13 protein-coding genes and 1 tRNA gene are annotated in these 12,583 nt (G+C 37.9%); 13 read left to right on the top strand and 1 reads right to left on the bottom strand.

Annotation, left to right across the window (positions count from 1 at the left end; translation table 11 throughout):
* Positions 1 to 64 precede the first annotated feature (64 nt).
* The gene (gene rpmB, locus HMPREF1865_RS00880) at positions 65 to 253 is read right to left on the bottom strand and encodes a 50S ribosomal protein L28 (protein WP_008601135.1); all 189 of its coding nucleotides are present in this window, start codon (positions 251 to 253) and stop codon (positions 65 to 67) included.
* Between the two features lie 223 nt (positions 254 to 476).
* Between rpmB and recG the strand changes: the two genes are divergently transcribed.
* From recG to HMPREF1865_RS00815, 13 genes are all read left to right on the top strand, one after another.
* Positions 477 to 2,519 carry an ATP-dependent DNA helicase RecG gene (recG, locus tag HMPREF1865_RS00875; protein ID WP_060918880.1) on the top strand — a complete coding sequence of 681 codons (2,043 nt, stop codon included), beginning with the start codon at positions 477 to 479 and terminating at the stop codon, positions 2,517 to 2,519.
* A 132-nt stretch (positions 2,520 to 2,651) separates the two neighbouring features.
* Positions 2,652 to 2,837 (top strand): 4-oxalocrotonate tautomerase, encoded by a 186-nt coding sequence (locus HMPREF1865_RS00870; RefSeq protein ID WP_004696087.1) that lies wholly within the window; start codon positions 2,652 to 2,654, stop codon positions 2,835 to 2,837.
* Between the two features lie 76 nt (positions 2,838 to 2,913).
* The gene (gene guaB / locus HMPREF1865_RS00865; RefSeq protein ID WP_060918879.1) at positions 2,914 to 4,368 is read left to right on the top strand and encodes an IMP dehydrogenase; all 1,455 of its coding nucleotides are present in this window, start codon (positions 2,914 to 2,916) and stop codon (positions 4,366 to 4,368) included.
* A gap of 15 nt (positions 4,369 to 4,383) precedes the next feature.
* Positions 4,384 to 5,106: a WecB/TagA/CpsF family glycosyltransferase gene (locus tag HMPREF1865_RS00860; protein WP_004696083.1), complete on the top strand. Its 723-nt coding sequence runs from the start codon at positions 4,384 to 4,386 to the stop codon at positions 5,104 to 5,106.
* A gap of 14 nt (positions 5,107 to 5,120) precedes the next feature.
* Complete coding sequence (locus HMPREF1865_RS00855; protein ID WP_004696080.1) at positions 5,121 to 5,762, top strand: phosphatidylserine decarboxylase family protein; 642 nt, start codon at positions 5,121 to 5,123, stop codon at positions 5,760 to 5,762.
* Positions 5,755 to 6,426: a CDP-diacylglycerol--serine O-phosphatidyltransferase gene (gene pssA / locus HMPREF1865_RS00850; RefSeq protein WP_060918878.1), complete on the top strand. Its 672-nt coding sequence runs from the start codon at positions 5,755 to 5,757 to the stop codon at positions 6,424 to 6,426. Before HMPREF1865_RS00855 ends, pssA begins: the two co-directional genes overlap by 8 nt.
* 19 nt (positions 6,427 to 6,445) lie before the next feature.
* Positions 6,446 to 7,708, top strand: coding sequence for a glycosyltransferase family 2 protein (locus HMPREF1865_RS00845; RefSeq protein WP_004697272.1), 1,263 nt, complete (start codon positions 6,446 to 6,448; stop codon positions 7,706 to 7,708).
* A gap of 17 nt (positions 7,709 to 7,725) precedes the next feature.
* Positions 7,726 to 8,487, top strand: coding sequence for a 5'/3'-nucleotidase SurE (gene surE / locus HMPREF1865_RS00840; protein WP_060918877.1), 762 nt, complete (start codon positions 7,726 to 7,728; stop codon positions 8,485 to 8,487).
* Between the two features lie 54 nt (positions 8,488 to 8,541).
* A tRNA-Leu gene (locus HMPREF1865_RS00835) sits at positions 8,542 to 8,625 on the top strand.
* A 94-nt stretch (positions 8,626 to 8,719) separates the two neighbouring features.
* Positions 8,720 to 9,511: a hypothetical protein gene (locus tag HMPREF1865_RS00830; protein WP_008601125.1), complete on the top strand. Its 792-nt coding sequence runs from the start codon at positions 8,720 to 8,722 to the stop codon at positions 9,509 to 9,511.
* Between the two features lie 68 nt (positions 9,512 to 9,579).
* Positions 9,580 to 9,951, top strand: coding sequence for a holo-ACP synthase (gene acpS, locus HMPREF1865_RS00825; RefSeq protein WP_060918876.1), 372 nt, complete (start codon positions 9,580 to 9,582; stop codon positions 9,949 to 9,951).
* 1 nt (position 9,952) lies between these two features.
* A complete protein-coding gene (locus HMPREF1865_RS00820; RefSeq protein WP_060918875.1) occupies positions 9,953 to 11,530 on the top strand; it encodes a bifunctional ADP-dependent NAD(P)H-hydrate dehydratase/NAD(P)H-hydrate epimerase in 1,578 nt (525 codons plus the stop codon).
* On the top strand, positions 11,527 to 12,471 hold the full coding sequence (locus HMPREF1865_RS00815) for a ComEC/Rec2 family competence protein (RefSeq protein WP_004697472.1): 945 nt from the start codon (positions 11,527 to 11,529) through the stop codon (positions 12,469 to 12,471). Before HMPREF1865_RS00820 ends, HMPREF1865_RS00815 begins: the two co-directional genes overlap by 4 nt.
* Positions 12,472 to 12,583: the final 112 nt, after the last annotated feature.

Here is a 12,583-nt window from a genome sequence, read left to right as displayed (position 1 = left end):
TTCAAAATGAACTAACTGCTTTTTTGGGGCTCTAGAACCCCAAAGAGTACATGTACTTTTTATTTTACGCGCGTGTAACTTTATTAGAACGAAGGCAGCGAGTGCATACGTTTACTTTTTTTGTAGCACCGTCTACAACCGCCCGTACTCTTTGAATGTTCGGTTTCCAAGTTTTTCTTGTGCGAATGTGAGAATGACTCACGTTCATACCGCTAGATGTGGATTTACCACATACTTCGCAAAGGTTTGCCATAGTTTCCACCTCCAAGCTTAATCTATAACATAACAAAAGTATATTATCATAAAGAATAGCTTAAAGCAAGTGTTTTTATCGTACATATTGCTCTTTTTATGAAATATACTACAATATAAGGTATACTATATATCATATTCTAAGATATAAATGGACTTTTACACAAGGATATACAGAAATTGGATATATCTCATGTGTTTATCGTATATTTAAAGGAGTTTTTATGGATGAACGATTGACGACTATAAAAGGAATTGGTCCTGGTCGCGAGAAACAATTGCATAAATTGGGAATTACTAATGTTACATCCTTATTGACTTACTTCCCTAGAACCTATGAAGACCGCCGTACGATTTATAGTATTGGTGATTTAAAATCAGGTATGACAGGTGGTGTGGTAGGTACTGTTATTGCAGTACAAGAAAAACGCCCTCGCCCTCGATTGTCTATTTTAGAGGTCGTTATTGCAGATGGTACAGGACCTCTGAAGATTGTTTTGTTTAATCAAGGATATAAAAAGAACTTTTACAAAAAGGGACAACGTATATATGCATATGGTAAGGCTGAGTTTCAATATGGTTCCATGCAAATGAATACACCGCAAATGGAAAACTTAGGAGACGGTGGTGAACCAGATCGAGGTATCGTTCCTATTTACGCGCTTGCTGATGGGGTATCTCAGTTTGTGGTTCGTTCAACTGTACGTAATTGGTTCGCAGCTAACCATGAATTACCAGAGATTTTACCTGTGGAGGTTCGTGATGATCATCATTATATGAGTCGCTATGATGCTTTTAAGATGATGCATTTTCCAGACTCCTCAGAGCTCTATGAAAAGGCTCGTTATCAATTGGCCTATGAAGAGTTGTTCGTCATGCAAGCTGGTTTAGCTTTGTTGCGAAATAAAGAACAATGCCATAGAGGGCCTAAAATGGGACCAAATGGGGAACTAATGACTCAGTGTATAGAGAATTTACCGTTTTCCTTAACAGGTGATCAACAACGAGCGTTAGAGGATATTCGTACTGATATGGAAGATGAACGACCTATGCAACGTTTGTTGCAAGGAGATGTAGGCTCTGGTAAAACTATTGTGGCTACCTTGAGTTTATTAAAAGCTATTGAAAATGGATATCAGGGGGCATTGATGGCCCCTACGGAGATTCTAGCGGCTCAACATTATGAAGGAATACGAACTGTATGTGCTAATTTAGGTATTACTATAGAACTATTAACTGGCTCCTCTACGAAAAAAGAGAAAGAATGCATCTATGAGGGCTTAGCAGATGGCAGAATCCAAATGATCATTGGAACGCATGCTCTTATCCAAGAGGGGGTTAATTTCCATAATTTAGGCCTTGTTATCATTGATGAGCAACATCGCTTTGGTGTAGATCAACGGGCGAGATTGCAACAGAAGGGAACATATCCTCATGTACTTATCATGACGGCTACACCAATCCCTCGTACCATGACATTATCCGTATATGGAGATTTAGCAGTATCTTTAATTAAAGAAATGCCACCAGGGCGAAAACCTGTTAAAACATATGCTGTAGATAGTTCTTATAAAGAGAGATTACGCACTTTCTTTGGTAAGGAAATGGCGGAAGGGCGTCAGGTCTACGTGGTGTGCCCTCTTGTAGAAGAATCCGAAAAATTAGACTTGCAAGCTGCTGAGGAATTGTATCTAGAATTAAAAGAGTACTTTTATAAGGCCTATGAAGTGGGCCTCGTTCACGGTCGTATGAAGCCAAGTGAAAAAGATGAAGTGATGAATGCCTTCCATAGGGGTGAAATTTCATTACTTGTTTCCACAACAGTTATAGAAGTGGGTGTTAATGTGCCAAATGCGACCATTATGTGCGTTGAAGGGGCAGAACGATTTGGTCTGTCTCAGCTACATCAGCTAAGGGGGCGTGTAGGTCGTGGCGCTCATCAGTCCTATTGCATTCTTGTTAGTGATTCTAAAAATGATGTAAGTCAAGAGCGTTTAAAGTTGATGGAACAAATCCAGGATGGATTTGAGCTTGCAGAGCAAGATTTATTGCTTCGCGGTTCAGGTCAATTATTTGGATTAGCTCAATCAGGACTACCTGATTTGCGTGTTGCTAATATCATCAAAGATATTGAGATTTTAGTAGAGGCTCGTAAAGATGTGCTGGATTTTGTAAGTCGATTCGGAATAGAAAAATTAGAAATTGCCATGAAAGAGGAATTAGAAAAAAGATTTGGTGAAAAATTTCTAAGAATATTGTATAATTAAGAGGTAGGATTAATAAGTATATAAGCATCGATAATATTAGATTTTATCTGGCTTTTTTCCTTGTTTATATGTCCTTCATACCGTATAATAGAACAAACAATTTATTTCATTTTTTCATCTATGGAGGTTAATATGCCAATTATTCATGTAGAGCTCGTCGAAGGGCGTACAAAAGAACAAAAGAAACAATTAGGTGAAGCAATTACAAAGGCTGCGGTTGATATCGTAAATGTTCCTGCTGATGCAGTAAAAGTTATCTTCGTAGATATGAAAAAAGACGATTATATGGAAGGCGGCATTTTGCGGTCTGAACGCTAAGGCTACGACTGACCGCCTAGTCCATAGGGACTAGGCGGGTCGTAGTTTTGTTTTATTATACGGAAAGGAAAGAAATATGAGAGACGATAAATTCGGTATGCGTGGACTAACTTTTGATGATGTATTATTAATACCAGCAGCTTCGGATATACTGCCTAATCAAGTTGAGTTAAAAACTCAATTAACTCGTGATATTACATTAAATATTCCTATGATTAGTTCTGGGATGGATACGGTTACTGAATCACGGATGGCGATTGCTATGGCTCGTGAAGGAGGTCTTGGCGTTATCCACAAAAATATGTCTATTGAAGAGCAAGCTCATGAAGTTGACAAGGTAAAACGCTCTGAACACGGTGTTATCGTTGATCCTATTTTCTTAAGCCCTCAAAATTTACTATCCGATGCAGCAGAACTCATGGAAAAATATAAAATTTCTGGTGTACCTATCACAGAACATGGTAAACTAGTAGGGATCATTACAAATCGCGATATGCGTTTTGAAACTGATTTAAGCCGACAAATTGGGGAATGTATGACAAAAGATTCCCTAGTTACTGCACCGGAAGGTACATCTCTTGAAGCGGCGAAAGCTATCTTAAGCGAACATCGTATTGAAAAATTACCTCTTGTAGATGGCGACGGTAACTTAAAAGGCTTAATTACGATTAAAGATATTGAAAAAGCGACTAAATATCCAAATGCAGCAAAGGATGGTAGTGGCCGATTATTAGTTGGTGCTGCAGTAGGTGTTTCTCAAGATTTGTATGATAGACTTGATGCGCTTGTATCTGCTAAAGCTGACGTAATTATTGTTGATACTGCCCATGGGCATTCTGCAGGTGTTCTTCGTACGTTGAAGGACATTAAACAAGCGTATTCTCACATTCCTGTAATTGCAGGTAATGTGGCAACTGCAGCAGGCACTGAGGCTCTTATCGAAGCCGGAGCTGATGCAGTTAAGGTTGGTATAGGACCTGGTTCTATTTGTACAACTCGTGTCATTGCTGGCATTGGGGTACCTCAAATCACAGCAGTCTATGAGTCTGCTCAAGTGGGGCGTCGTTATGGAGTTCCTATCATTGCTGATGGGGGTATTAAATATTCTGGAGATATTGCTAAAGCTATTGCGGCTGGTGCTAATGTAGTTATGATGGGTAATATTTTAGCGGGTACTGATGAAAGCCCTGGAGAAACAGTGATTTATCAAGGCCGTTCTTATAAAGTTTATCGAGGCATGGGTAGTCTAGGGGCTATGAAACTCGGTAGTAAAGATCGATATTTCCAAACAGAAGCTAAGAAATTAGTTCCTGAAGGTATAGAAGGTCGTGTACCATATAAAGGTATGCTGGCCGATACAATTTTCCAAATGGTTGGTGGTTTGCGTGCAAGTATGGGGTATTGTGGATGTCATAACATCCAAGAAATGATTGAAAACACTCAATTCATTCAAATTACAGCGGCTGGTTTGAAAGAAAGTCATCCGCATGATGTAAGCATTACCGTTGAAGCACCAAATTATAGTGGTTGATAATGGAGTATTACATTGAATAAACGTATTTCTGTTTTATCTGTGCCTATCGATTGTGTCACAATGGATGAGGCAGTCCAACGTATTTTACAATTAACTGAACAGCCGGGGCTACATTTAGTAGCAACGGCTAATGCAGAAATGGTTATGTTGGCTAATGAAAATCCTACATTGCACTCCATATTGAATAATGCTAGTCTCGTCGTTCCCGATGGGGCTGGCATTTTGTGGGCTGCAGAGCGTCAAGGAGAACATGTGCCTGAACGCGTAACAGGTGTAGACGTAACTATGGAATTGTTTAAAGTTGCGGCGACTCATCAAATTCCTGTATACTGCTTGGGGGCGGCACCTGGTGTTGCTCAACGAGCGATTGATAATGTATCTGCTCAGGTAGGTGCATTAAATATAGCAGGAATTCATGACGGATTCTTTGATAGTGCAGAGGAACAAGAAATCATTAAATCTATAGCTGAATCTAAGGCAAAATTGGTATTTGTTGCCTTAGGTGTGCCAAAGCAAGAACAATGGATTGCAGAAAAGTTGAGTCACCTCGATGGCGTAGTTGCCATCGGAATTGGTGGTTCCTTTGATGTCTTGGCAGGTAATATTCCTCGGGCCCCAGAATGGATGCAACAAAATCGACTTGAATGGTTGTATCGATTATATTTAGAACCTCAACGGATTGGCCGCATGTTGGCTATTCCAAAGTTTATGTGGACCGTTATTAGAAATAAATAGAGGAGTGTTGAATCGTGCCTACAGGACCAATAATTAAGGAAGGGTTTCCTCTGATAGGAGCTATGCTCATTATCACTGTGGTGTTAGGATATTTAGGACATTATGTAATTGCGATTATTTCATTTATTCTGGCATTATTTTTCGTCAATTTCTTTAGAAATCCTAAACGTGTAATCCCTCAAGATCCAGATTTGATTTTATCCCCAGCGGACGGTAAAATCATGGATATTTCTGATGTATACGAAGATATTTACTTACATAAAGAGTGTAAAAAAGTAACTATTTTCTTATCTGTTTTTGACGTGCATGCTAATCGTGCGCCTATTGATGGTAAAATTACGTACCGTCACTATACGATGGGTAGTTTCCTACCAGCTTTCAAAGATGATGTAGGTTTTGAAAATGAACGTCATACTATTTGTATTGAAAATGATCGTACTTCCGTATTAGTAACGCAAATTGCGGGCCTTTTAGCAAGACGTATCGTATCTTGGACCGACCTAGATAGTGTACTTGAACGCGGTCAGTTGTACGGGATGATTAAGTTCGGTTCCTGTACTGAGCTCTATATGGATAAGGATGTAGAGTTGTTCGTGGAAAAAGGTCAACATATTACAGGCGGTGATACTGTTATCGGGAGGTTACGACATGAATAAATCTATTATTCCAAATTTATTTACTAGTGCAAATTTAGCATTTGGTGTTCTTGGTATTACGTTGTCTGCTACAAATAATACCTTCTGCGCAGCTATATGTATATTATTGTCTCTAGTAGCAGATGGATTAGATGGTCGTGTAGCAAGAGCTTTAAACGTTGCAGGACCAATGGGCCGGGAACTTGATTCTCTGTCTGATGTAGTGGGATTTGGTGTAGCGCCTGCCTATATGCTTTATATGAAAGAATTATATGGTTTAGGATGGATTGCATATGTGCCACTATTAGCTTTTGCAGTGCTTGGTGCATTTCGTTTAGCGCGATTTAATATTAAAACTGACGAAGTTCATGGCTATTTTGAAGGTTTACCAATTCCAGCCGCTGGATGTTTAGCGGCGACTTACGTATTGTGTGGCGTATCGGTACCTCAATTTGTGTTGGTAGTTTGTATGATTGGTATAGGTCTCCTTATGGTTAGTGAAGTTAAATATCCCGATTTTAAAGGTAAAAGTGAGATTTATATCAATAAACTTTCTATTGTACTCACAGCCATATTTGTTATAGCTTGTCTCGTGTATGATTGGCATACATGGGCCGTTATGATTTTTGCTGGCTATGTAATGTTTGGGCTTATTAACGGGGCTTTAAATATAGTGCGTAAATAGATGTGTGGAGGAGAATAGTATGAATTACCTACTGGATCTATTACTGATTCCTATGCAGGTAATAATCGTAATTTATACGGTTTATTATTTTATACTCGCTGTCGTAGGTATGTGGCGATCGCGAGTACATAAAAATTATACCCCTAAAAATTCCTTTGCCATCGTTGTATGCGCTCATAATGAGGAAGCTGTTGTTGGTGAGTTAGTTAAAAACTTACGTGGCCTAGATTATCCTGATGATCTATACGATATTTTTGTAGTTGCCGATAACTGTACAGATAAGACTGCGGAAGTAGCAAGTGCTGCTGGCGCTAATGTACATGTACGTGAAAATAAACAAGAAATAGGTAAAGGTTATGCCATGGGGTGGATGTTTGATCGGGTAGAACAAATGGATCGGAAATATGATGCATTCCTGATTTTTGATGCCGATAATTTAGTACATCCTCAGTTTATGTTAGAAATGAATGATCATCTTGAAAAAGGTGAGTCTGTAATTCAAGGTTACTTGAACTCTAAAAATCCAACTGACTCTTGGGTAGCCGGTACGTTCTCCATAGCCTTTTGGATGGTTAACCATATGTGGCATTTAGCAAAATATCGTCTTGGATTATCTACGGCTTTAGGTGGTACAGGCATGTGTATTCGTACATCTATTATTCGCGAATACGGTTGGGATTGCAATAGCTTAACCGAAGATATGGAATTTTCCATGAAACTATTGACTCATGGTATCCGTACTTGTTGGGGGCATGATGCTATCGTATACGATGAAAAGGTTACGACTATGATGGCTTCTTGCAGACAACGTTTACGATGGGCTCAGGGGCAATTTGACTGTGCGGGTCGATATATTCCTAAATTATTTGCTATTGGTATCAAAACAGGGAATATTATGATTTTGGATGGTATATTCCAAGTGAGTCAACCGTATTTCTTATTGTTGACAACCGTATACTTGGTGTTATCCTACATCAATGCGTATACTCCAATTTATACAAATATTTTGTATCAAATTATGCCTATGTCTGTATGGACAATTATAGGTGTTGGTCAATATCTATTCCCATTAATTGTATTGTTAAAAATCAAGGTACCACCAAAGATTTGGTTCTACTATTTACTATATCCATTATTTGTTTATTCTTGGATTCCAGTAAATATTTTAGGGTGGTTCCGCCGTCATAATAAGGTATGGTCTCATACAGTTCATACGAGAGCTGTGGGTTTAGATGATGTTAAATTAACACGTATGGGCAATATGAATAAGAATGAAAAATAGAATCTGTAGGAGTGACTATGCATATTTTAATGTGTAATGACGATGGTATTTTAGCAGATGGTTTACGTCATCTTGCATCGTATTTAAGTCAATATTATAGAATTACCGTTGTAGCACCTGCTAATGAGCAAAGTGCTAAATCCCATGCATTGACGACCGAGGTTCCATTGAAATTAGATGCTTGCAATGGCGAGGATGAAAATCCTCGCCTTTATGCTCTAACGGGAACGCCGTCCGATTGCATGAAGTTCGGTCTCAGTTATTTATTGACTGATGATATGCCAGATCTTGTAATTTCTGGAATTAATCACGGATTTAATTTAGGCTCTGATGTATTGTATTCCGGCACTGTTTCGGCAGCTATGGAAAGTGGTTTTTACGGTATTCCCGGTTTAGCATTATCTGTTGAGAGATATTCTGTTGAACGGGGAGACGAGATGCATCCATTTATACATGAATTGATTGAGAAAATTTATGTGGAGGGCCAGTTTAGCGGTTTACTAAATGTGAACTTCCCATTACGTGGCACATGTGATTGGGATCATTTTAAAATGGTGAGCCAAGGCTTACAAACCTACAGTAATATTATCGAAGCTCGTATTAATTCAAGAGGACAGGATTATTATTGGTTAGCTGGTGAGCTAGACTATGGTGCTGAAAGTGTTCCTACAGATGTAGAATTTGCCCGTAAAGGCTATATTACAGGTGTCGCACTTACATGGAAACAACAATGTGATACGGATATGAAAATGGTTCAAAATATTTTAGATGAAATATAAAAAATATGTTGACATTGCTTAGGGATGTCTGTATAATAACAAATGTTCCGATACGCCGGAGTGGCGGAATGGCAGACGCACTTGACTCAAAATCAAGCGGGTAACACCGTGTGGGTTCAAGTCCCACCTCCGGCACCAACATTAGGCGGTAAGACTTTTGTCTTACCGCCTATTTTTATATTTATGAATTTATATACTATAATATACATTATTAATTTCATGAGGTGACAGTATGGATCAAGGTGTAATTGATTATATTACAAATATCTTTGATATTCCTAAACTTACTCAACAGGTTAGCGCTGTACAGATGCCATTGCCATTATCTCGCTTGGCAGAAATACCATTAGATGGATCTGTAAATCAGTGCCAAGGATTTTGTTATAATTCTAAAAAAGACGTTTTTGCTTTAGCTTGTATTAATTCAGATAATACGAAGCAAATTATTTATGAAATTAATCCCAAAACTTTTACTGTTGTTGCAAAATATGAGTATAGTTATAAAAGTCTATTAGGTCATATGAATACCTTAACTTATAATTCTGTCAATAATCGTTACTATACAACAAATGCTGTTGTAAATGGATATAACCTTACTCCTATTGAAGCGGATAGCATGATTGTTGAAGCACCGATTAAACTAAAAGAGAAAGTTTTTAATTTTGCATATGATAAAGTACGCAATGAATATGTATCAATTGTGCCTTTAACAAACTCTGAACGGACAATTAATTATTACGACTCCAATTTTAATCGTATTCGTTCTTATAAAATTGATGCTAATCATACAAACTTAAATAATAACGGTGCTTACGCAACTAATGGAAATACTTTATTTACGACGTTGACAACCTTTGTATACGTCGATGAAGAGGGAGTTGTTAAAAATATTAGCCCTTATGCTTCTGGAATGGAAGTAGAAGACATGGATTGTCGAAATGGTCAAATGTATATGGCGGTCAATCGCAAAGGTAAAGTTGAAATTTATAGTTTGTCTAGCCTACCATTTTCGGTAAATGTCTAGATACTACCTATGTTTTAATCCCCTTTATGAGTGTATAATAATAGTATTAGAGTATTTTAGGAGCTATTATGAAATTAGGGAATGATATTATAGAGATTGACCGTATACGTCAAGCTATAGAGAAATCAAGTTCATTTAAAGTGCGCGTTTATACGATTCATGAGATTGAATATTGTAAAAGTCGGAATAAAGGATGCTACGAATCCTTTGCAGGTATATATGCTGCAAAAGAGGCTTTTATTAAAGCTTTAGGTACAGGGATGAGGTATGGATCATGGCAAGATATAGAGATTTATCATGATGAATGGGGCGCACCCTTAATTCGTTTACAAGATACTTTCAAAGATATTTACGAAACATCAGGTTATACTGATATTCATGTATCGATTAGTCATTGCAAGGATTATGCAATGAGTACAGTTATACTTGAAGGAGCATAAGATGAATATTTTAACTACAGAAGATGCTCGATTTATAGATCGAGAGGTTCCTAAGCAATTAGGAATTTCTTTAGAAATCCTCATGGAAAATGCTGGACGTGGTATCGTAGATGCCTTATGGGGAGAGTACGATTTATTTTCCCTGAATAATGGCCGTTCCATAAATAGTTTTGTTTTATTTATATGTGGTACGGGTAATAATGGGGCAGATGGCCTTGTAGCGGCTCGCCATTTGATGGAGCAAGGCGTACCAGCACAAATTGTACTAGTAGGAGATATAAACAAGTGTAGTGATCTTTTTGCAGTGCAAATTGAGCGCTGCAAAGCTATGGGCTGTAGCATCGATATGTATGATGAATTCAATGATTGGTCCAACGTAGCCATCGCTGTGGAAGGCATCATGGGAACGGGCTTTACTGGAAGGTTAAGAGAGGTGATCATCGATATATTGAATGATATTGATACTATGCGTAGTCAGTATAATTTTGATTTGTGGGCTATTGATGTACCTGCAGGTTTGGATGCTACTACTGGTCATGTAGCAGAAGGCACACTGACCTATGATTATACTGTTACTTTTGGAGCTATCAAACAAGGTTTGTTATTATATCCCGGAAAGGCTATAGGAGGAACCGCTGTGGTTGCTCCATTGGGTGCTCCTTGGCAGCAGGTACTGGGTGAACGTGTTAGAACTATAACCATTGATTCTGATTTAGCAGAAAAAATTATCAACTATCGTACCCCAATGGCGCATAAAGGTGTCAATGGAAACACTTTAATTATTGGTGGTTCAAATGATATGATAGGAGCCCCTATTTTGGCTGCTGAAGCGGCAGTTCATAGTGGTGCTGGTAAAGTAACATTAGCTGTACCCAAAATAATTAAACAGATTGTACAAAGCCGTGTCATACCTGAGGTGATGGTTACTTCCACAGAGACTAATAAAGAACTTTTTGATTGTCGCCAAGTTGTTGCTATGGGACCTGGTTTAGGTCGCACCCGTGAAATCTGTGATTTAGTGGATCATATCTTAGATGCTTACGAAGGAGCATTAGTACTAGATGCTGATGCTTTGTATGCATTGGGACATGTTGGTTGTGTTAATAAAGATGCTTTGCGAAATGGTGATATTGAGTCTGCATATACAGTGGAAAGAGAACTTCCATATTGTGTCATGACACCGCATTTAGGTGAATTTAGTAGACTTATTGATTTACCTATTAAATGGATTGAGCGTCATTATATCACGTTGGCTAGAGAATTTGCTAAGGCTCATCAAGTTATTCTTGTACTAAAAGGAATTCCTTCAATTGTGGCATTACCTGATGGAACAGTGTATGTAAATACTATCGGTAATGCGGGCATGGGTACTGGCGGTATGGGAGATGTGCTGACTGGTGTAATTGCTGGTTTTATAAGTCAGGGTTATTCACTACAAGATAGTGCTATTCTCGGTGTATATGTACATAGTCGTAGTGCAGATATTCTGAATGAAACAAAGAGTTGGGGTTATACTCCGAGTGATGTCAGTGCTTCTTTAGGCTTCGTGGTTAGTGAATTATTGGGAGATTATGAATGACAAATAGAATACAACGCTTTATAGCTTTCTTGTTGGTATTATGTATTCCTATCTTCGCCATTGCAGGATGCACAAATAATGATGTAGCAAACGCAGCAAATCAAGTAACTACTAACGCTAATGGGACTTACTCAATCGATACTAAAACGACTACCCCTGAAGGTAAGCTAGATGTATATATGCTAGATATTGGTCAAGGGGACGCTATATTACTTAAGGTAGGCGATGAGTATAGCATGATCGATACTGGTGACATAGAACATCGTGAAAATATTGTAGCTCAACTTAAAACTATGGGTGTAACAAAGCTAAAAAATATTATTATCACGCATCCTCATGCTGATCATATGGGTGGTTTCTATGCTATTGCAAAGGCTATGCCTATTGAACATGTATATGATGATGGTATTGCCGTTGATAATAATATGTACAAAACTTATGAAAAGTGGATTGAGAAAAATAAAATTCAACGAACTACTTTGAGAAGTGGAGATGTAGTTGATTTTGGACATGGTGCTGTCTTTGTAGTATATGCTCCTTGGGTTGAACCTTTAACTGATAAAAAAGGGGAGACAGATCTTAATAATAATTCTATTGTAGGTAAATTAATCTTCGGTAAATTCTCTATGCTCTTCACGGGTGATGCTGAATGGCAAGAAGAGAAAAAACTTATAAAAGAGCAGAATTCCAGATTGTTTGCTCGTATTCTTAAGGTAGGTCATCACGGTTCTCGTACAAGTAGCTCTGAAGATTTTTTGAAGTCTATTAAGCCTGAAAGTGCATTAATTTCAAATGGCATGTATAATAAGTATGGTCATCCTCACGATGTGACATTACGTCGCTTGCAGGAAAATAATATTGCTATTTACCGTACAGATACGATGGGACGTATTCATATTAGTACGGATGGGAATGAATGGCAAATTACAACTGAACGTTAGTTTTGATTACTTATACAAAAAATTATTTTTATGAAACTGTTTTTTGTATATTCTATATAAGGTCTTTATATAGTAATATGTGTAATCGGCATACTAATCTTCATGTTTGTAT

Source organism: Veillonella parvula, assembly GCF_001553335.1.
Taxonomy (GTDB): Bacteria; Bacillota; Negativicutes; order Veillonellales; family Veillonellaceae; genus Veillonella; species Veillonella parvula_S.
This window is presented reverse-complemented; position numbering and strand designations above follow the sequence as displayed.

What these genes read in the sequence shown, in the direction of transcription:
- HMPREF1865_RS00815 (WP_004697472.1), top strand. Translation starts at nt 11,527, where the DNA reads ATGACAAATAGAATACAACGCTTTATAGCTTTCTTGTTGGTATTATGT.
- HMPREF1865_RS00820 (WP_060918875.1), top strand. Translation starts at nt 9,953, where the DNA reads ATGAATATTTTAACTACAGAAGATGCTCGATTTATAGATCGAGAGGTT.
- guaB (WP_060918879.1), top strand. Translation starts at nt 2,914, where the DNA reads ATGAGAGACGATAAATTCGGTATGCGTGGACTAACTTTTGATGATGTA.
- HMPREF1865_RS00845 (WP_004697272.1), top strand. Translation starts at nt 6,446, where the DNA reads ATGAATTACCTACTGGATCTATTACTGATTCCTATGCAGGTAATAATC.
- HMPREF1865_RS00830 (WP_008601125.1), top strand. Translation starts at nt 8,720, where the DNA reads ATGGATCAAGGTGTAATTGATTATATTACAAATATCTTTGATATTCCT.
- acpS (WP_060918876.1), top strand. Translation starts at nt 9,580, where the DNA reads ATGAAATTAGGGAATGATATTATAGAGATTGACCGTATACGTCAAGCT.
- recG (WP_060918880.1), top strand. Translation starts at nt 477, where the DNA reads ATGGATGAACGATTGACGACTATAAAAGGAATTGGTCCTGGTCGCGAG.
- pssA (WP_060918878.1), top strand. Translation starts at nt 5,755, where the DNA reads ATGAATAAATCTATTATTCCAAATTTATTTACTAGTGCAAATTTAGCA.
- rpmB (WP_008601135.1), bottom strand. Translation starts at nt 253, where the DNA reads ATGGCAAACCTTTGCGAAGTATGTGGTAAATCCACATCTAGCGGTATG.
- HMPREF1865_RS00870 (WP_004696087.1), top strand. Translation starts at nt 2,652, where the DNA reads ATGCCAATTATTCATGTAGAGCTCGTCGAAGGGCGTACAAAAGAACAA.
- surE (WP_060918877.1), top strand. Translation starts at nt 7,726, where the DNA reads ATGCATATTTTAATGTGTAATGACGATGGTATTTTAGCAGATGGTTTA.